Origin of the sequence: Flavobacterium sp. YO64 (genome assembly GCF_004119505.1) — a bacterium.
Taxonomy (GTDB): Bacteria; Bacteroidota; Bacteroidia; order Flavobacteriales; family Flavobacteriaceae; genus Flavobacterium; species Flavobacterium oncorhynchi.
On record NZ_NRQV01000011.1, the window covers coordinates 25720 to 44198 of the forward strand.

The window sequence follows — 18479 nt, forward strand, 5'->3', positions numbered from 1 at the left end:
ACTGCATAATGAAAACAAAGAAAATATTTTATACGGCTTTAATTATTGCATTGCCATTTGTTTGGACGAGTTGCAGCGACATTTTAGACGTTGAACCAAATGATGTAATTACTAAAGAGAATTTTTATAAAACAGAGTCTGATTTTCAGGCTGCAACAGGACCTTTATACAACAAAGTATGGTTTGATTTTAATGACAAGTTTTATTACGGTTTAGGCGATGGACGTGCTGCAAATATGTATGCTCCTTTTTCAGATTACGTTTATCCATTTACAGATTTAACAGAAACTGGATTAACAGGGCCGTTGGTTTCAGCTTGGGCTTCGTTGTACAATGTAGTTCAACAATCTAATAATGTGATTATCGGAATTTCTGGAAGTCCGCTTAGCGATGCTGTTAAAAATAAATATATTGCCGAAGCTCGTTTTATGAGAGGAACAGCATACTGGTATTTGGCTTCATTATGGGGAGATGTAATTATCTCAACAGATCCGAGAGAATTGGTAAAAAATCCAATTGTAAACAAAAATCCAATGAAAGATGTTTACGAGTTTTCTATGCGTGATTTAGAATTTGCGGCTAAATATCTTCCAGAAACTGCAGGTCAGGCAGGGCGTTTAACAAAATATAGCGCATTCGGAATGCTGTCTCGTGTTTACTTGTCATTTTCGGGAGTTAGTGATAATCCAAACAGTGGAACCCGCAATCAAACATATCTTGATTTAGCAAAAAAAGCAGCTGAAAAAGTGATTAGTTCTGGGCCTTATAGTTTGATGACAAATTATGAAGATTTATTCATGATTGACAATAACAACAATACAGAATCCATGTTTGCTTTACAATGGGTGCCAAACGGTGATTATGGAGTAAACAATACACAGCAGGCTTATTTTGCATTAGGTTCTGATATTACTGGCGACGATGCAGCTTGGGGATATTGGACAAGAGCTTCTTATAATGTTTTGCAAGAATATGAATCAAAAGATCTTCGTCGTAAAGCAACTTTTATGGGGAATAAAGATCATTATGCCGAAATCAATAAAGCAAATGGAGGTTACACGGTTGATCACGGAAATGATTTCCTTACCATAAAAAAAGGAGTTGTAGGTTCTACAAAAGACAATTCTAAAATTACCCGTATGAATTCGGCCTTAAATACTTATATGCTGCGTTTGGCAGAAGTTTATTTAAACTATGCCGAAGCTGTATTAGGGAATAATGCAACAACGGCAGATGCAACGGCACTTATGGAAGTAAACAAATTACGTACACGTGCTGGTTTAGATCCAAAAACGACATTGACTTATGCCGATATTATTCATGAAAGACGAGTTGAATTGTGTATGGAAGGACAATATTGGTACGATTTAGTTCGCAGAGCTTACTACAAACAACAAGAAGTAATCAATTATGTTACAGCACAAAATAGAGGAACAATAACTCCAATTTTGTATGACACAGCAACTAATAAAGTTACAGTTGACGCTTCAAAAAGTACTAGTCCAAGAGCTATTGGTGTAATTGATGCAACAATATTTACACTCCCTTATCCAGAATCTGAGTTAGTTCAGAATCCATTATTGAGAGAAAATCCTGTTCCGTATCAGTTTACAGAAGAGAAAATTAAAGACTTATTCTAGTATTCAGAAATAAAAAATTAAAGAAATAGTAATATGAAATATATTTTAAATAAAAAGTATTGGGCGCCCATCGCACTTCTTACAATGATGGTTTTCGGCATGCTGTTTACCTCTTGTGATAACAACGATTCACAAGGCGGTGCGATCACAATTTCAAGAGTATTTTTAGAAGATGTCAATTCAACAGTGCCGGATAGAGAAGTTAGTTTTGCCCGTTTAGGACAGTTGCTGCGCATTGAAGGTTCGGGATTTGAGGGACTTAAGAAAGTATACATCAACGGATATTCTACCTATTTTAATGTGGTTTTTGTATCTAACAATTCGATGCTTGTAAGCGTTTCGGCAGATACACCAATTTTAGAAGCAGATCCATCCGTAAGAAATACAATTCGTTTTGCAAATGATTCTAACGAAACTACTTTTAAATTTGAAATTCGCTCTGGAAAACCTGCTATAACTAATATTTCTAACACAATGCCAAATGCAGGTGAAACTATAACAGTTATAGGTACTGGATTAACCGAAGTAAGTAAAGTAGTTTTTCCTGGAAATGTTGAGGTAACAACAGGAATTACATCAACAGAAGATGGCGAATTATTTACAGTTAAAGTGCCAAGCGGAATTTCAGATTTAGGAGGATCATTATTTGTTCAAACTTCAAATGGAGGTGTATATTCTCCAGCATATTTTAATTGTAAAAGAGGTGTTATTTTAGATTTTGACGGAAGAGGACAGCACAGTTTTTGGGGTACGCCTCCTGCCACAGGAATGATTTTGGGCACTGATATAGAATCGGCTTCGATAGGTGCAGGAAATCTTTCGCAAGGAAAATACGTACCGCATCGCCCGTCTCGTCTTGCTTCTATTGCTCCAGCAACAGGCAGAGCAACAGAAACATGGACAGCAGGAACTGGTGTTGATAACTGGAGAGCACAGTTAACTCCTTTTATTCCAGCCAGTACACCACTTGATAAAGTTGCATTTCAATTTGATATTTATGTACCAGATGCTTGGAAAGATTCAGGTTACTTGAAAATATGTACAGTCAATAATTTTAATGCAGGAACATGGTCTGGCGGAGTTTACAATTATATTCCTTGGCTTATTGATGGAAAATCAGTTGCTTTCCAAACTGCAGGATGGACAACGATTACCATTCCATTAAATAAATTTTATCAATGGTCTAAAGAACCTTTTACTTTCGAAGCTGTTTTAGCTTATCGAGAAGCCGCAACCTATCAAAACTTTGGAATTTGGTTCGAAAATGCAGATGTAAAAATGAAAGATGTTTTAGGAAATACCAGTGAAGTAGAATTTCCTTCAAAAGCAACTTCGGTAAAAGTATATACCGATAATTGGAGAATTGTACCATTAGACACACCAGTTTACAACGATTTTAACTAACAAAACTGCAAAATGAAATATAAATATATCTTACCAATAATTGCTTCATCATTAATGATTTTGTCATCATGCGATGATAATTTGATGGAGTGGGGAAAAGACCCGGAACATGGAGAAGTAACAGGAGCTGAGCTTCCGTTAGCTTTAGTAGAAAAAATTAGCCGTTACGAACCTTTAAAAAACTATTCGGATTTTTCATTAGGAAACGGAATCGGAATAAGTTTGTACATGAGTGATGCCAATTATAGAAAGATTGTAAATGAAAATTTTGATGAGGTAACACCGGGTTACGAAATGAAACACGGCGCAATGGTAAATGCAAAAGGTGAAATTAATTTTACCAATGTAGATGCTTTTATCGCGGCAACAAAAAGTGCTGGACTAAAAGTTTTTGGACATACTTTAGTTTGGCATTCCAATCAAAATGCAAGTTATTTAAACGGTATTATTGCACCAACCGTAATTCCGGGTTCAAGCGGAACTAATATTCTTGATGTTGCCGGTTTAAAAAACGGAACGTTTACAAATTGGTTAAGAAATAATCCAGGAAAAGGAATTTCTATTGCAGCAAATTCTGGTTTAGCAACAGGTTCACAAGCTATTAAAATGGAAGCAAGTGCAACCTCTTCGGCAGCACATCATTTACAATTAATATCTCCAAATATACCTATTGTGACAGGACACAACTATGAGATTTCATTTTATATAAAATCTGATGTTGCGGGTAAAGGACGTGTTGCATTTAATACCTCTTTAACCAATCAGTGGCCATATAAAGATTGGTTTGCAACGGGAGGAACTTGGACAGAGGCTTTTGCAACGACTTCTTCTTGGCAGCAAGTTAAAATCAAAGTAGCTCCTGGAGATTTTAAAGCAGGAAGTACCACATTCCAGTTTAATTTAGATTTAGGGTATTTGCCAAATGTAACTTATTTAGTAGACATAAACACTATTGCAGTTGTTGATCTTGATGCTTCTACTGGACCTGTTAATCTAGTTTCTAATGGAACTTTTAATTCAGGAATAACAGGATGGAGTAAAGCAAATGGAGCCGATAACGCATTGAGTCTTGCACCGGCTGCTAATGCTTTTGAAGGAAGCGGTGCTATGAAAGTTATTAATGCAACTGATAATCCGGGGCTGCAATATAAAACACAAATTCAAACATTATTCACGACTCCTTTAACAGCAGGTAAAAGTTATACGACATCCTTTATGATTCGTTCAGAAGCACCTGGTTCAATGAGATGTTCAACAATGCCTGGAAGTTTAGCAAATTATCAGGGAGACCAAACAACTTCTACGACTTGGAAATCAATTTCATGGACTATTACAGCCAAAGGCGGAGAAACTGGACTTAGTTTAGATTTGGGTTTGTTAGCTGGGACATATTATATCGATAATGTTTTAGTAACTGACGGAGCATCTTCTGGAGGAGTTACTGCACCAATTACAATTGAAAAAACAGATGCCGAGAAAACCAAAATTATTGGAGATGCCATGACCGATTGGATTTCTAAAATGATGACCCATTACAAAACAAGCGTTTTATCATGGGATGTTGTAAATGAACCAATGAAAGAAGATGGAACTTTAAGAAATGGAACCGAAGGTGATACAGCGACAGATTATTTCTCATGGGTAAAATATCTAGGAAAAGATTATGCCGTTTCAGCATTCAAATTAGCACGTCAATATGGAAATGCAACCGATAAACTTTTCATAAATGATTACAATTTAGAATCGAGATTAGATAAATGTGACGGATTAATCGAATACGTAAAATATATTGAAAGCAAAGGAGCAACTGTTGACGGAATCGGAACGCAGATGCACATTGGTTTAACGACAGATAAAGATAAAATTGTTCAGATGTTTCAAAAATTAGCAGCTTCAGGAAAATTAATTAAAATATCGGAGTTAGACATAAGATTAGGAACTGCAACACCAACTGTAGTACAACAGGCTTCACAAGCAGAAATGTATCAATATGTTATCGATATGTACAAAAAACACATTCCGGCAGCACAGCAATATGGAATCACGATTTGGGGAGTTTCTGATAATTCAAAAGAACATGAATATTGGCTTCCAAATGAATCTCCAAACCTTTGGGATGCTAATTATGTTCGCAAACATGCGTACAAAGGCACTGCAGATGGTCTTGCAGGAAAAGATGTAAGTTTAGGATTTTCGGGTGAGTTAGTAAAACCGTAGTTTTTTTAAGTTGAGTATACGCGTAGTTTTGTCATTTCGAGGAACGAGACCCGAGCGGTAGCGAACAGGCGAAGCAAATCTCCGCAAGAAACTCCTCAATCAGAATCAAAAAAGCTTTGTCAAAGTTTTAAACTTTGACAAAGCTGCTTTGTTTTATTTTTAATATTAAAATAAAAAGTATGTTTCATATTTTAAAAAAAAGGCTCCTTCTGATAACCTTATTTATAATACATTTTGGATTTTGCCAAAATATACCCAGTCTTGAGAAAAAAGGAAATAAAACACAATTAATTGTAAATCAAAAACCATTCTTAATACTTGGAGGTGAATTAGGGAATTCCTCCGCAACAAGTATGGAAAGCATGGAAACTATTTGGTCGAAATTGGTTGACATGAATCTCAATACAGTCTTAACACCTGTTTATTGGGAACTTATAGAACCAGAAGAAGGTAAATTTGATTTTTCGTTAATTGATGATTTAATTCTTAGAGCACGAAAAGAGAATTTGAAACTTGTATTTCTATGGTTTGGATCTTGGAAAAACAGTATGTCAAGCCACGCTCCAGCTTGGGTAAAATTGAATCAGAAAAAATACCCAAGAGTGAAAGATGATCAAAATCGCAGCCATGAAATTTTAACGCCTTTTAGTGAAAACAATCTTCAAGCCGATTTAAATGCGTTCAAAAAATTGATGATGCATATTAAAGAATTGGATCAAAAAGAGCAAACTGTAATTATGATTCAAGTCGAAAATGAAATCGGAATGCTGCCAACCGCAAGAGATTATCATCCGCTAGCAAATGAAATTTTTAAAAAAGAAGTTCCCAAAGAATTACTGCAATATCTTCAAAAAAATAAAGAAAAACTGGTTCCAGAGTTTTTAGAAATTTGGAAAAAAAACGGATTCAAAACTTCAGGGAATTGGGAAACGGTTTTTGGAAAAGGACTTCATACAGATGAAATTTTTATGGCTTGGTATTTTTCAAAATTTACCAATCAAATTGCAAAAGCAGGCAAAGAGATTTATCCAATTCCGATGTTTGTCAATGCAGCTTTAAATGCACCCGAAAAAAAACCAGGTCAATATCCGAGTGCTGGACCGCTTCCGCATCTTATGGATGTTTGGAAAGCTGCGGGAAATTCGATTGACTTTTTGGCGCCCGATTTTTATAACCCATCTTTTAAACAATGGAATGATTTATTTACCCGTCAAGGCGATCCGTTATTTATTCCCGAACATCGTTTTGATGAAACGGCGCCTTTTAAAGGTTTATATGCAATTGGACATTATGAAGCAATTGGTTTTTCGCCATTTTCTATAGAATCTGTTGCCGATGCCAAAAAGGAACCTCTTGGAAAAATTTATGATTTGATACAGCAGTTAACTTCAACTATTGAAACCAATAAAGGGCAAGGAAGAATTGATGGTGTTTTGTTAGACAAAGAAAATAATACACAGATTATTAAATTGGGAGATTATGAATTTACATTCAAACACGATTATACTCTAAATTGGTCTGACGGAGCAAAAGCTGAAGTTTGGCCAATGTCAAGTGCTATTATTATAGAAATTGCTAAGAACGAATTTTACATTGCGGGTTCAGGAATTGTTGTAACTTTTAAACCTTTAAAAGAAAATTTAAATGCAGGAATTTTAAAAACAGATCAAGGAAAATTTGAAAATGAAAAATGGAAAACCATAAGACATTTTAATGGAGATCAAACCCATCAAGGCAGACATCTCAGAATTTCAGTTGGCGATTATGAAATACAAAAAATAAAATTATATACTTATGAATAGTTTTTTTATTGGCCACGAATTACACGAATTAACACTAATCTATACTTTGTCTATAAATATACAATCGCACGATTTTTTTGATTTGTGAAATTGAAGACAACTATAAAAATTAGTAGCAATTCGTGTAATTAGTGGCAGAAAAAACTTTAGCCACAGATTAAAGGATTTTTTGATAATATGTGTAAATCTTTTTATCCCGATAGCTATCGGGAGTGGCAAAAAAAACAAACAAACCGTATGAGAAAAATTATATTAGCATTTTTAATAACCTTCAGTATCAATGCGCAGATAAAACTACCCCGATTAATAAGCGATGGAATGATTTTACAACGCGATACAAAAGTCAATATTTGGGGCTGGGCATCGGCAAATGAAAATATAGAATTGGATTTTAAAGGGAGAAAGTATAAAACCATAACTTCCGAAGATGGAAAATGGGCGATCGAGCTTCCGTCACAAAAAGCAGGCGGACCTTTTGAAATGACTTTAAAAGGTTCTAATACAATTGTACTAAAAAATATTCTCTTTGGTGACGTCTGGCTTTGTTCAGGACAATCGAACATGGAACTTCCGATGGAAAGAATTAAAGATAAATACAAAGACGAAATTGCCAAATCTCAAAACTCAAACATCAGACAGTTTTTAGTTCCTGATGAATATTACTTCGAAAAAGAAAGAACCGATTTTTCTTCTGGTTCTTGGGTTGAAGCAAATCCAACAAGTATTTTACAATTTACAGGAGTCGGCTATTTTTTTGCCAGTGAAATCTACGAAAAATACAAAATTCCGATTGGCTTAATCAACAGTTCTTTGGGAGGTTCGCCTGCAGAATCTTGGATCAGTGAAGAAGGGATAAAAAAGTTCCCAGATTATTATGCAGAATATTTAAAATTTAAAGACGGAAAACTAGAAAAACAAATTGACGAAAATGACCGAAAAGTAAGTTTAGATTGGTATAAATTATTAAATCAGACTGATCTTGGTTTAAAGAACAGATGGGCAAATTCAGTCGATATTTCCGATTGGAAAACAATGAGTATTCCAGGTTATTGGGCAGATGGAGAACTAGGAAATACAAATGGTTCTGTTTGGTTTAAAAGAGAATTTACTTTAGAGAAAATAAAAGAAAGTCAGGCTAAATTAATTTTAGGACGAATTGTAGATGCCGATTCTGTTTTTGTAAACGGAAATTTTGTTGGAACAACGTCGTATCAATACCCACCGAGAATTTATTCTTTTAATGCTAATATTTTAAAAGAAGGAAAAAACGAAATTACTATTCGAGTTATCAGCAATTCTGGCAGAGGAGGTTTTGTAACCGATAAACCATACGAATTAAGTATTGGTGATAAAACAATAGATTTAAAAGGGAATTGGAGCTATAAGTTAGGTTCGAAAATGCTTCCGCTGCCAGGGCAGACTTTCGTGAGATGGAAACCAGTCGGACTTTACAATGCCATGATTGCTCCATTGAAAAATTATCCTATAAAAGGTGTTTTATGGTATCAGGGAGAAGCAAATACTAAAAAGCCATCGGAATATTTTGCACTAATGGAAACCTTGATAACCAATTGGAGAACACTTTTTAGACAAGAAAAACTGCCTTTTTTACTGGTTCAGCTTCCAAATTTTATGGAACCAAAACCAGAACCTGCAGAAAGTAATTGGGCAGCTTTGAGACAACAGCAGTTGAATACCTTGAAAGTTCCAAATACAGGATTGGCAGTAGCAATAGATTTAGGCGAATGGAATGATATTCACCCATTAAACAAATATGATGTTGGAAAAAGATTATCGCTTCAGGCTAGAAAATTGGTTTATGATGAAAAAACTTTGGCAGCTTCAGGACCGCTTTACAAATCGATAAAAAAAGAAGGAAACAAACTAATTTTAAGTTTTTCAAATGTTGGAACTGGATTGGTAATCAAAAACGGAATTGAATTAAAAGAATTTGCCATTGCAGGAATCGAGGGAAAGTTTGTTTGGGCAAAAGCTGTAATTAAAGGAGATAAAATTATAGTTGGTAATGATTCCGTCGCAGATCCAGTCAAAGTAAGATATGCTTGGGCAGATAATCCCATAGAAGCTAATTTATTTAATAACGAAGGATTTCCAGCTTCTCCGTTTGAAGCGGGCTTAGATGTTGAATGAATTTGGTTGAGTTTAGAGTGGGATAGACAAAAAAGATTTTATCGTTTTCTTGTACTATCTAAAATAAATAAGAGTATAAAAAGAAAAAACCGATTAGTTTCCTAATCGGTTTTCTTTTGCGGAGAAAGAGGCTCCGCCACCTGTATCGTAAGCCCCAGCAAACACTGGGTGTCATGTTATGTCAAAAATAGAAGGACACTAATAGGGCACTCTTAAATTTATTGGGTTTAATAACCTCTGTAAATGTAGGAAAAAAAATCGAGAAATGGCTTGAGAATTTCTGAAAATTTGATCTGATTTGATCTGTTTTACTCTTTTAACATTTTGATTCTAGACGAAAGTAATTCGATCAGTCCTTCTTTGTGCTGTTGGATTAAACCTTGAATATGAAATTTTGGACTTCAATAATTAAAATGTTTAATTCTGTTAAATATTTTTCTCAAATTAGGTCTTTTTTTTTTTTGTTTTTAAGTGTTTGAAAAACAGGTAGTTGTACGTGTTTTTGTTCTTTGAGATATTCTTATATTTATTGCATTCTTTTAAAGCAGATAAAATAGTAATCCATCACGAAGGAGTATAAACAGTATTCAGTAGAAAAGAGCAATGCGAAAAATTCTTGCATCGGTTCCAATACAGATCTTATAAAAAGGAAAGAGATGAAAATCAGATACTTATCAGTATGTTTGTTTTTGTTTGTGAATTTTCAAACTAATGCTCAAGTAAGCAAAGTTGCAAAAAGGATCAAAGAGTTTTTTTCTGTGCCCTCTAATAAAGTATTAATAATAAAAGAATCTAAAGATATTCCTTTAAATAGTATTAAACCAAATGAAGTGAAGGAGCCTTATCAGGTTCCTGGCAGTTACAGAGAAGCAATTGCAGATAAAAGTACGATTCGATTGAGTGAAATAAAAAGATCTAAATACGGAAGAGATCTGTACGGTCATGAAAAAGATTTTCCAAAAGATGATACTGTTATTTTTGCATCTCCAACTGAAAAAGAAAATTTTATGTATCTTATAGATAAGGATATAATTGATGTTGATGCAACTGATTTTAATAAAGAATTTATAGCGGTAACATCTATTTTGAAGAAAAAATATGGAGTTACTCAGTTTAATGTTAAGAATCAAAAATTCATCAACGCTGTCAATGATGTTATGGCCCGGAACGTCTTGGCTAATTGCAAATTTATTGATTTAAAGCAAAAAAACGGGAATATAAGTTTTGCTGTAATGGTATTCCAAAAATACTGCAAGCTTCCTGTAACTGGCAAATTAGATGGAAAGACAATTAATGCGTGTAATATGTTGACCTACAAGGGTATTAAAAAAAAGGCTGTGGAGGAAGTTGTTTCATCAGGCAGTGCTCGAGTAGATTTTGATTACAGCTATTCAGGAAATTCGGTAATAAGAAAGGATGTAGATATGTTTCTGCAATCTAAGTACCTTAAGCCAGAAAGGATGTTTAGTTTAACTATAGACAAGACTGATTCTAAATGGAAAATCCCCTACCTAAAATACATTGCCGGTGAGAAATTAATTTCCTCAGACAAAGAATTATGGACAAATATTGCCGTTGAAAAAGGTTTTTTCAGGTATCAAAAAAATAAAGGCCTGCAGCTGACCGGCGAATTGGATAATGCAACCTTGACAGCATTGAAACGTGATATTGTTGAAAGGGACGACAAAATCTTTGCAATAAATTCTGATGAAACATTTTTGTATAAAAATAAGACATATCAAAAATTTACTGAAGTTCCATTCCAAAGTTCAGATCACTTATCTTTTGGCAGGACCTTATCATCTGAAGAAGCAGGCTACCTAATGAAAAGGGGAGTAAAATTTGTCTACAACAATAAGGCATATTTAAGACAGAGAGACAAATCTTTCAAAATTATATATTTAATTTCAGAAGATCCAGCAACAGTTCAAAAGTTGTATGATTTAGATGAAGCCAATGCCAAAAAACTTATTTCATTTTCAGCCGGACTTTTCAGGCACAAATCAATTACAACCGTTTCTTCATTTGATGAAATGATTGCCAAACAAAATGAAATCATCAAAAACCATGAGGTTCCCATCTTAATTTTTCATAATAATGTCGACAAAATAAAACTCGCCCTTTTTGACCCGGAATGCAATTTTATAACCTGCAATAGTTTTACAGTAAATCCGGATGCCTATTTGATATCAACGGATTATTTGGATATGCAGGCAATAGTCCAAGGAATCACTTCAAGCTGTCAAAATAAAACGCTGTATGGATTTTATTCAGACTTTACTAGTTGCTATTTTTCTTACATGAAGCAGAAACATCAGCAAACGACCTTGCTGTATTTAGGAAGCGCGGCTACAATTGGAGGTGCTTCTTATGCAATAGTATATTATAATCAAAAAAAATAAAAAATATGAAACTATTTGGAACAACAATTTCAGAAACCAAAAGAGCGCTCCAAACCGGAATTCATGCGGGCGGAGAACAGGTTACAGCCGATGACAAGACTAAGGCTATAGGGAGGATTATAGTAACGTGTCTGATGATTTTTTTGGCGACTTATTTGTTTACACAAGGCAAAGACGCCGCCGCAGGCACCATTGTTGGAGCTGTTATAGGTTACTGGATCAAGTAGATATTGGAGATTTAATTAAAACAGCAAATGCGAAAAGACTCTTTAACCTGTATCGAAAGCACCAGCTAACACTTGGTATGACAATAGGTAACTCTTAAGATTGTTTGGTATATAAACCTCTGTAAATGTGGAGAAAAAATCTTAAAAACCCAGCAGCAAGCCAGAATTAACACTGTTCCTCTATTTTGAAAATTGTTTTAGGCGCCCTTGATAAGACTGCTGATAATTTCTTTTGGTTTTATCTTCGAGATAGGATGCTGCAATAAACTGATACACTTTTTCTGACTGTGAAGTCATAGAAGCAAACAGGACATTAAATATTTTTTCCTCTATTTGGGCTTCTTGCGAAAGTTTTAAAAACTGACTTTTGATACTGCCTTGAGCCCACTTTCTAGGCAGCAGGCCATCTTCTAAGGCAAAAGGTCTGTCCTCGATATGGATTCTGCTGTTCAGCAGGTCATATGCAGGACTGAGACGAAAGTCTCCCATAGGGGTTTCAAGCAGGGAAAAGTTTTTGAAATGTGCATCGCCATTTGAAAATAGATAATTAAACATCAGTATCTTCAAAAGTTTCGGTGCTTCAATTCTGTATAAGGGAAGGTGCTGCTGCATGAGCTGAAAAATTTCCAGATAATTTCCCTGATATTTGTAGTTTTCTCCATGCGTCTGAGGAGTTCTCTGGGCAAGTGAGGCAAAGTCGTCCTGAGCTAATTTGGATCCATCTTCTTTTACGTCAAAGCGTTTGGTGATATAAGCAGGGGTTCCGTCGCTAAAAAAAATAAGTGCGTTCTCGGCCGTTTCAATTCCATATACTTGTCTTGCGATCTGCATAGTGAGGTGCTCATTGGCAGGCATTTCATAAGGGAGCCTGCCTGCGTTTGGAGCGGGTTTTAGAATGTAAGTCCCTCTTTCGCCCTCGGAGATCAGTCTTAATTTATTTTTATCAAGCAGTACTGAAAATTTTTCCTGTACACCTGAAATAGACATATTCATTCGGTTTTCTTCGAAGAGTTCGTCCATTTCTACATCTGACGCCGGAGATGCATATGGCAGAATATGAGATACTTTTCTGCCGTTAAAAACTCTGTTTAAAGCGGTTCTGCTGTAAGTGTCAAATCCTGGTGCCAGGGTGCCTGGGCAAAAATGTATTTCAGGTAAGCTCATTTTATTCAATTTTTAATACTCTGACAGCTCCGATACTGTCATTTTTTGCTGTTGTCATTAAAATGCCGAAGTAGTCATTGCGGTCAATTTTATTGTGCCTGCAGACAATTTGTTTATTGGATCCTTCCGGCAGCATATTGTAGAAGAATGGAAAAAGAAAATCCGATTTATAAGTTGCGTCAGATTTGGGAAGCGTCAGGCTGATCGCTGGTGCATTCAAGTCTTCTATCCAATGATTATGGTATTTGAATGTAAAACTGCCGTCGTCATGCTGGGTGAGTATGCCGGCAGGACGATCCTTGTATAAAATTTCGGCTTTTCTCATTTAAATGGTTTTATATTTTTAACCTGAAGGGTAATTTCAAGCCCTAGTACGTCAGCGAGTTTAGACAGAGTAAGCAGAGTCGGATTTCCTTTGCCGCTTTCAAACTGCTTGAGCGTGCGTAATCCTACTCCTGATAATTCTGCCAGTGTTTCCTGATTTACCTGAAGAGTTTCCCTCCGATCCTTTATAATTTTAATGATTTCTGTAAAGTGCATTATAAGGCTCTTTTTTATGCAAATATAATAGTTTTTATTAAAAAAATACTTAAAAGAGCATTAAAATGCACTATTTGATGTTTTTTATGGCTCTGTGATTTTATTGTTATCTAATAGTGCGTTAAAATGCACTATTAGGCTGTTTTTTTACATAGTTTTGTTGCTGTTCTTTAGCGATTAAGATGATTTTGTATGATAAAAGATCGATCTTTAGTGTAAGTTAATTTTAAATTAATTACTAGGCACTTCAATTTTCGTAATAATTTAAAAGTGATTGATTAAATAATGTATGTTGAAGAAACACTCAAATATCTTAAAAATGAACTATATATTTTTGATTGGGCAGTTTATTCATTCAAACCATTATTTTTTTGTATTGAAATAAGCGCCAATAGAGGCTATTTAAGTACAATATCAGCTTCTTTTATTTCTCCCTCTGGTCCGCTTGTAAAAGTCTGGGCTTTGAGGTCATAATGGTTATTGATTTCCAGCAGCCCTATTTTGCCTTTAGCATTTATATAATAGGTTGTATTCGGAGCCAAGTCTGTAAGCAGAATCATTCCTTTGCTGCTCGTTGACAAGTATTTGATGCTCCCTCCGCAATTTGGAAAGTTGGCAGTATAAAAATTCAGGTTATTATAAACGCAGACGTTTACATTGGCAAGAAGATTTCCATTTTCATCTTTTGCTTTCAGTCTCAGGCCCGTTGTTTCAGGCTTTAGTTCTGAGTTCAACTCAATTTTTGAATCCCTTGCAATTTCAAAATTATTGGAATAGGAATAAGCAACGTATCCAAACTCGTCTGCTCTCAAAGAATCGGCATCCAGTTCTGTTACAAGCGATGAGTTGAACTGAATGATGGTGTCGGTCTGCTTCACCATAATTTTATATTTGCCTATTGCACGAGCCTTATAGGAGAAAATGCCAGAAGCTCCAGTTTTTCCTGTATAGATCGGGGTTGATGCATCATTGTAAAAGATGCTTATACTGGCCCCTTTTCGGACGTCTTCTTTCAAGTTTGTTGCGGCATTGAGATATTGGAGATTGATTGTCGATAATGCGTCGCCCACATACTCTGCTTCATTTTCCTTGTCGCAGCTCAAAAGAAGGACAAAACTGAAAATTGCGATACTAATTAAAAGATAATTTTTCTTCATATTTTTTTCTGTTTTCATTTTGATTGGTTCGACCAAGCAGCTGTATTTTAAAATCCTCATATTTTTCAATATCTTTTGGTTCCACCTGCATTGTCTTTTTAGGGGTATTTGAAAAACTTTCGGTTAAAAGGATATATTCCTTGGCTATTTTACCACGTTTTACCGCGCTGCTTTCATTGGAGAGTATCGTCTCGTAAATGTTTTTCAAACGCAGTTTCGCTTTTTGAATATGGGATTTAGACTCGCTCAGCTCAATTTCTTTTTTCCAAACGGATGACATTATCCAGCACACAGGCATAAGTAGATTTGAATCCACAAAGGCTTCGTCCCTAAAATGCCTATTGGATTCACGGATGAGCTGCGTCTTATTGAAAGCGCCTCCTGTTAAAAATTGACGCAAATTTTTGCTGTATACCTTGTTTGGCAGGGTCTGGTCTTTTAATTTAGGTTCATTTACAGTTAGATCTGTCAGTTCTGAAGCGTACCAGGTATTTTTAGTCTTGAATTTCTTTATTGTGCATCGGATTTTATAAACGCCAGCAGTTTTAAAAATATAGCCTTTGGCATTGCAGTGCAGATTTAGCGAGACATACTTTTTTGATCCAGGTTTCAGAAGTGAATATTGGCTATCGAAACCGCAGCCTTTTTTTAAGTCCAGTTCCAAGGATTCTCCGTCTGGGCCGTACAGTTCGATGCAGAGGTTTCTTGAATATTGCCCTAGAGGCATAGGAAGTTTTGCCGTTTTTGATGTACTGTTGGAAATCACAACACTAAGTGCGATGATATCCCCTTTTAAGAAGTTCAGATCTTCTGTGAAGCTGTCGAGACGGATTTCCAATTCATTGCTTATTCTTCTATGATCATACTCATCTGAAGTTGAATATTCGGTTAATCTGCCGCCTGGCTTTGCAAATTTTGGATAACTGGTTACAAAATCGATATCGTTTTGATTAAATTCAAATCTAATATTATTCGGCCACTTGGGTTGCAGGGGCGATTCGATCAAAAGGTTAGTCTGGGTCATCATAAAAAGATCCCGTTCATGAACAAGGTTTAGGCAGTGGCCGATCTCATGCAGGATGGTTCTCCCCATCAAGGTCTGCAGAGACACTGGGTACTGGCCTGCAATTTTCATAATTTCTGATTCAAAGACCGCGCAGCCATTCCGTGTGCTTAAAGGTTTGTCATGATCATACATCTTTCCTAAAATTTTGTCGATATGCAAGGATGCTATAGTCAGCAGAATATGCGATTGGTTTTGCTGCACCGCCGCCTTTCTTATTGAAGAGTTTTGCTTTGCCTCACGCAGAAGAATTTGTAGTTCGCTGTCATTAGTGGCATCTCTTAATAAACCGTAATTTAATTGGCTCGGGCTGATGTAGGTATGGGCCGTAATGCCCAAAGGCAAAAGCCTTTCTGCCAATAGATTCACAATCCAGCTATATTTTTCAGGATTGCCAATTCGGTAATTCACTTCAATGTGTAACACCATCTTGTACTGGATTATAGTTCAAACAATGATTTGTTGCTGCCGAATTTGAACAGGTTGACAAAAAAAGCGCCGTCTACTAGGATGGATATGCCGCTTCCCGTTACCCATTTATGTTCGATTTGGCTTGGCACGTTCCCAGAACCAGTCAGAACTTCAGATCTTCCAACATGCAGTATATAGGCGACAGAAACGCCGCTGAATATTTCCAGTCCGACACCTGGATAAAAGCTTTCGGTGATATCCTTCATGGAAAAGCCTGTATAAAGGAAGGGCGATACTTTTCCTTTCCATATATTGATATCCCTGATGTCTGTTTTGCAGAAAAAAATCTGAACCCCAAAAGTGCCGTCTATTCCGGCGCGGTCTTCCGTCAGGCTGAACGAATTATCTGGATTTTTTGTATAGTCCTTAACCTTCAGATTGCTGAAAACCATTCCTGCCTTGAATCGTATGTTATAAAGCTTGTTGACCCTGAAATTGCCCTTGAAGACTTCTACCGGGGCTGCCGCCGTCCCTGTGCTTAAGGTGTAGTCCAGGCGCTGCGGCGCGTCAAAGACTGTATTGTAGTTTAAATTCTCTGTCTTATAGATTGGCGAAGAGCTTTTGGCAAACAGTACAGGAAGTTTGGGCTCAACTTTTAAGGATTGAAGGAATTCGATCTTTTTGTTAAGCAGTTGATATTTTTCAAGAAATTTCAATACATCATCATTAATGCCTCCATCACCTTGATCGCTCAGATAGCTTTTAGATCCTTCTTCTGTTATTAGTCCGATATCGGATGTAATGGCAGTAGGAATTACTTGGATTTTAGTTGGATCTCCTTCTTTTTTGTTTTGGGTAAAAATTGAAACATGGTCTTTTTCAGTTATTTCCTTCAAAGGATCCGTCATTAGCAGATAGTTTTCTGCAGCATCATGAGATATCATATAGTTATTCTGCTTCTCGCTGGTGATCTTAACTATTCCGCTGTACCAGTAGATATCAGAGCTGTTTGTACTGGGAATTGCTTTGCTCTCTGCTTTCAGCCTTGCTTTTATATCTGAAATGACTTCCAGATCCTTGTCCAGGCTGCCGCTTATGGATGTCAGCTTAAAAGCCTCCTTTGCAACAAGGGCATCAAATGTCTCTACCAATGCCTTTTCTTTATCGGTAACTTTCGCAGCTTGCGAATTGGAAGGGCTAGAGATAAGAGGCTGTGCTTGGTACTCGAACGGATTTGTGGTCGGTAGGCCTTTGCTTAACCACATCCAATTAAGGAACCAGGACTTGATGTTTTTTGACCGCAAGTTGTCCAGCATTGCCTCAACTTTTTTGTTAAGGTCTGCAATAGATTTGTTGCTCTCTACTATCCAAGTATTATCTATCGGATTTGATGCTGAATCTTTGAAGAATTTTGTCGCGTGGTCTACCTTTGATTTTAAACTGGAAAGATCGGCCATTAAAGATAAATCCATTTGATCCTTTAGTTTTTTAAGGGCCGACTTAAGCTCAGATTGCTGCGAATTGATTTCTGGTCTTTTTAATTGCTCCTGAATTTTCAAATTTATGGGATTCTTCTCCCTAAGCTCAAATTTTACAGTTTCAGATTCTTTTTCAACTGTTATCTCAAGGGTTTTGATTTCAAGCGTTTTATTTTCAGTATCAAAAGCTGTTGTAAAATCATGCGATTCTTTTTTGAGTTCATGACCAAACTTGTCGTAGTAAGTAATATCTATGCTGAATGTCGGCAGAATTATATTTTCCAATGAGGGAACAAGGGTTGGCGGTATGGTGTCTGTTTTGCAAGAATCGTCATATCCTAAAAAAATGAGCCTCTCTTTGATGATTGCCTGATCTTCAGTTGAGATATACTTTAAGGATTCCATGATCTTCTTACCCATCAGGCATTGCACCTGAAGAATTTCGTCAGTCTCCTTATCTATGTATGCGTATGTCAAATCCGACTGAATGTTTCCTAAAGCGATAAGATAAATTTCCATGGCATCTTTTGCTTTTTTATCCAAATAGTCCTTAGAACAGTTTATCTTGAAAGCAAGTTTTTCCTTTTCTTTTACTATCCTAGGCGGAGGCGAGGTCAAGATCCCCGTGCCTGTAAATTCTATAGTATGGGTAGCAGTGGCCTTGGTCTGGCCAAAAGCACTTTGGAAAAAAAATAAGGGCAAGACAATCAATCTTAAAATTTTGGAGGTAGCATTCATCATATTGCGGATGGTTACGTTAAAATTATTTTTAATTTATTCGATGATTAAAATAAGATTCAAGCTAAAAAATGATGGGCTAATA

Annotated in this window: 13 protein-coding genes; 7 read left to right on the top strand and 6 right to left on the bottom strand. The window is 36.0% G+C overall.

All coding sequences use genetic code 11. The annotated features are described in order from the left end of the window. The first annotated feature begins 8 nt into the window (after positions 1-8). The 7 genes from BOW57_RS09660 to BOW57_RS09690 all read left to right on the top strand — a co-directional run bounded on the left by BOW57_RS09660 (position 9) and on the right by BOW57_RS09690 (position 11843). Positions 9-1640: a RagB/SusD family nutrient uptake outer membrane protein gene (locus tag BOW57_RS09660; RefSeq protein ID WP_129053948.1), complete on the top strand. Its 1632-nt coding sequence runs from the start codon at positions 9-11 to the stop codon at positions 1638-1640. Between the two features lie 33 nt (positions 1641-1673). Further along, a complete protein-coding gene (locus BOW57_RS09665; protein ID WP_129053949.1) occupies positions 1674-3044 on the top strand; it encodes a glycan-binding surface protein in 1371 nt (456 codons plus the stop codon). A gap of 12 nt (positions 3045-3056) precedes the next feature. Then, the gene (locus tag BOW57_RS09670) at positions 3057-5261 is read left to right on the top strand and encodes an endo-1,4-beta-xylanase (protein WP_129053950.1); all 2205 of its coding nucleotides are present in this window, start codon (positions 3057-3059) and stop codon (positions 5259-5261) included. Positions 5262-5440: 179 nt separating this feature from the next. After that, positions 5441-7063, top strand: coding sequence for a DUF5597 domain-containing protein (locus tag BOW57_RS09675; protein ID WP_129053951.1), 1623 nt, complete (start codon positions 5441-5443; stop codon positions 7061-7063). Between the two features lie 237 nt (positions 7064-7300). Continuing rightward, positions 7301-9214, top strand: coding sequence for a sialate O-acetylesterase (locus tag BOW57_RS09680; RefSeq protein ID WP_129053952.1), 1914 nt, complete (start codon positions 7301-7303; stop codon positions 9212-9214). Positions 9215-9870: 656 nt separating this feature from the next. Then, on the top strand, positions 9871-11616 hold the full coding sequence (locus BOW57_RS09685; protein WP_129053953.1) for a peptidoglycan-binding domain-containing protein: 1746 nt from the start codon (positions 9871-9873) through the stop codon (positions 11614-11616). 5 nt (positions 11617-11621) lie between these two features. Further along, positions 11622-11843 carry a hypothetical protein gene (locus tag BOW57_RS09690; protein WP_129053954.1) on the top strand — a complete coding sequence of 74 codons (222 nt, stop codon included), beginning with the start codon at positions 11622-11624 and terminating at the stop codon, positions 11841-11843. Between the two features lie 180 nt (positions 11844-12023). Here BOW57_RS09690 and BOW57_RS09695 read toward each other — a convergent pair whose 3' ends face one another. From BOW57_RS09695 to BOW57_RS09720, 6 genes are all read right to left on the bottom strand, one after another. Beyond that, positions 12024-13007, bottom strand: coding sequence for a HipA domain-containing protein (locus BOW57_RS09695; protein ID WP_129053955.1), 984 nt, complete (start codon positions 13005-13007; stop codon positions 12024-12026). A gap of 1 nt (position 13008) precedes the next feature. Further along, positions 13009-13332 carry a HipA N-terminal domain-containing protein gene (locus tag BOW57_RS09700; protein ID WP_129053956.1) on the bottom strand — a complete coding sequence of 108 codons (324 nt, stop codon included), beginning with the start codon at positions 13330-13332 and terminating at the stop codon, positions 13009-13011. Further along, on the bottom strand, positions 13329-13547 hold the full coding sequence (locus tag BOW57_RS09705) for a helix-turn-helix domain-containing protein (RefSeq protein ID WP_129053957.1): 219 nt from the start codon (positions 13545-13547) through the stop codon (positions 13329-13331). Before BOW57_RS09705 ends, BOW57_RS09700 begins: the two co-directional genes overlap by 4 nt. A 398-nt stretch (positions 13548-13945) precedes the next feature. Next, complete coding sequence (locus BOW57_RS09710; RefSeq protein WP_129053958.1) at positions 13946-14740, bottom strand: hypothetical protein; 795 nt, start codon at positions 14738-14740, stop codon at positions 13946-13948. Continuing rightward, positions 14679-16196 (bottom strand): hypothetical protein, encoded by a 1518-nt coding sequence (locus BOW57_RS09715; RefSeq protein WP_129053959.1) that lies wholly within the window; start codon positions 16194-16196, stop codon positions 14679-14681. The genes BOW57_RS09710 and BOW57_RS09715 overlap by 62 nt, the downstream gene beginning before the upstream one ends. 11 nt (positions 16197-16207) lie before the next feature. Beyond that, positions 16208-18397: a hypothetical protein gene (locus BOW57_RS09720; protein WP_129053960.1), complete on the bottom strand. Its 2190-nt coding sequence runs from the start codon at positions 18395-18397 to the stop codon at positions 16208-16210. Positions 18398-18479: the final 82 nt, after the last annotated feature.

Bases quoted from the DNA above. Each gene is read 5' to 3' on its own strand.
- BOW57_RS09660 (WP_129053948.1), top strand. From the start codon at position 9: ATGAAAACAAAGAAAATATTTTATACGGCTTTAATTATTGCATTGCCA.
- BOW57_RS09665 (WP_129053949.1), top strand. From the start codon at position 1,674: ATGAAATATATTTTAAATAAAAAGTATTGGGCGCCCATCGCACTTCTT.
- BOW57_RS09670 (WP_129053950.1), top strand. From the start codon at position 3,057: ATGAAATATAAATATATCTTACCAATAATTGCTTCATCATTAATGATT.
- BOW57_RS09675 (WP_129053951.1), top strand. From the start codon at position 5,441: ATGTTTCATATTTTAAAAAAAAGGCTCCTTCTGATAACCTTATTTATA.
- BOW57_RS09680 (WP_129053952.1), top strand. From the start codon at position 7,301: ATGAGAAAAATTATATTAGCATTTTTAATAACCTTCAGTATCAATGCG.
- BOW57_RS09685 (WP_129053953.1), top strand. From the start codon at position 9,871: ATGAAAATCAGATACTTATCAGTATGTTTGTTTTTGTTTGTGAATTTT.
- BOW57_RS09690 (WP_129053954.1), top strand. From the start codon at position 11,622: ATGAAACTATTTGGAACAACAATTTCAGAAACCAAAAGAGCGCTCCAA.
- BOW57_RS09695 (WP_129053955.1), bottom strand. From the start codon at position 13,007: ATGAGCTTACCTGAAATACATTTTTGCCCAGGCACCCTGGCACCAGGA.
- BOW57_RS09700 (WP_129053956.1), bottom strand. From the start codon at position 13,332: ATGAGAAAAGCCGAAATTTTATACAAGGATCGTCCTGCCGGCATACTC.
- BOW57_RS09705 (WP_129053957.1), bottom strand. From the start codon at position 13,547: ATGCACTTTACAGAAATCATTAAAATTATAAAGGATCGGAGGGAAACT.
- BOW57_RS09715 (WP_129053959.1), bottom strand. From the start codon at position 16,196: ATGGTGTTACACATTGAAGTGAATTACCGAATTGGCAATCCTGAAAAA.
- BOW57_RS09720 (WP_129053960.1), bottom strand. From the start codon at position 18,397: ATGATGAATGCTACCTCCAAAATTTTAAGATTGATTGTCTTGCCCTTA.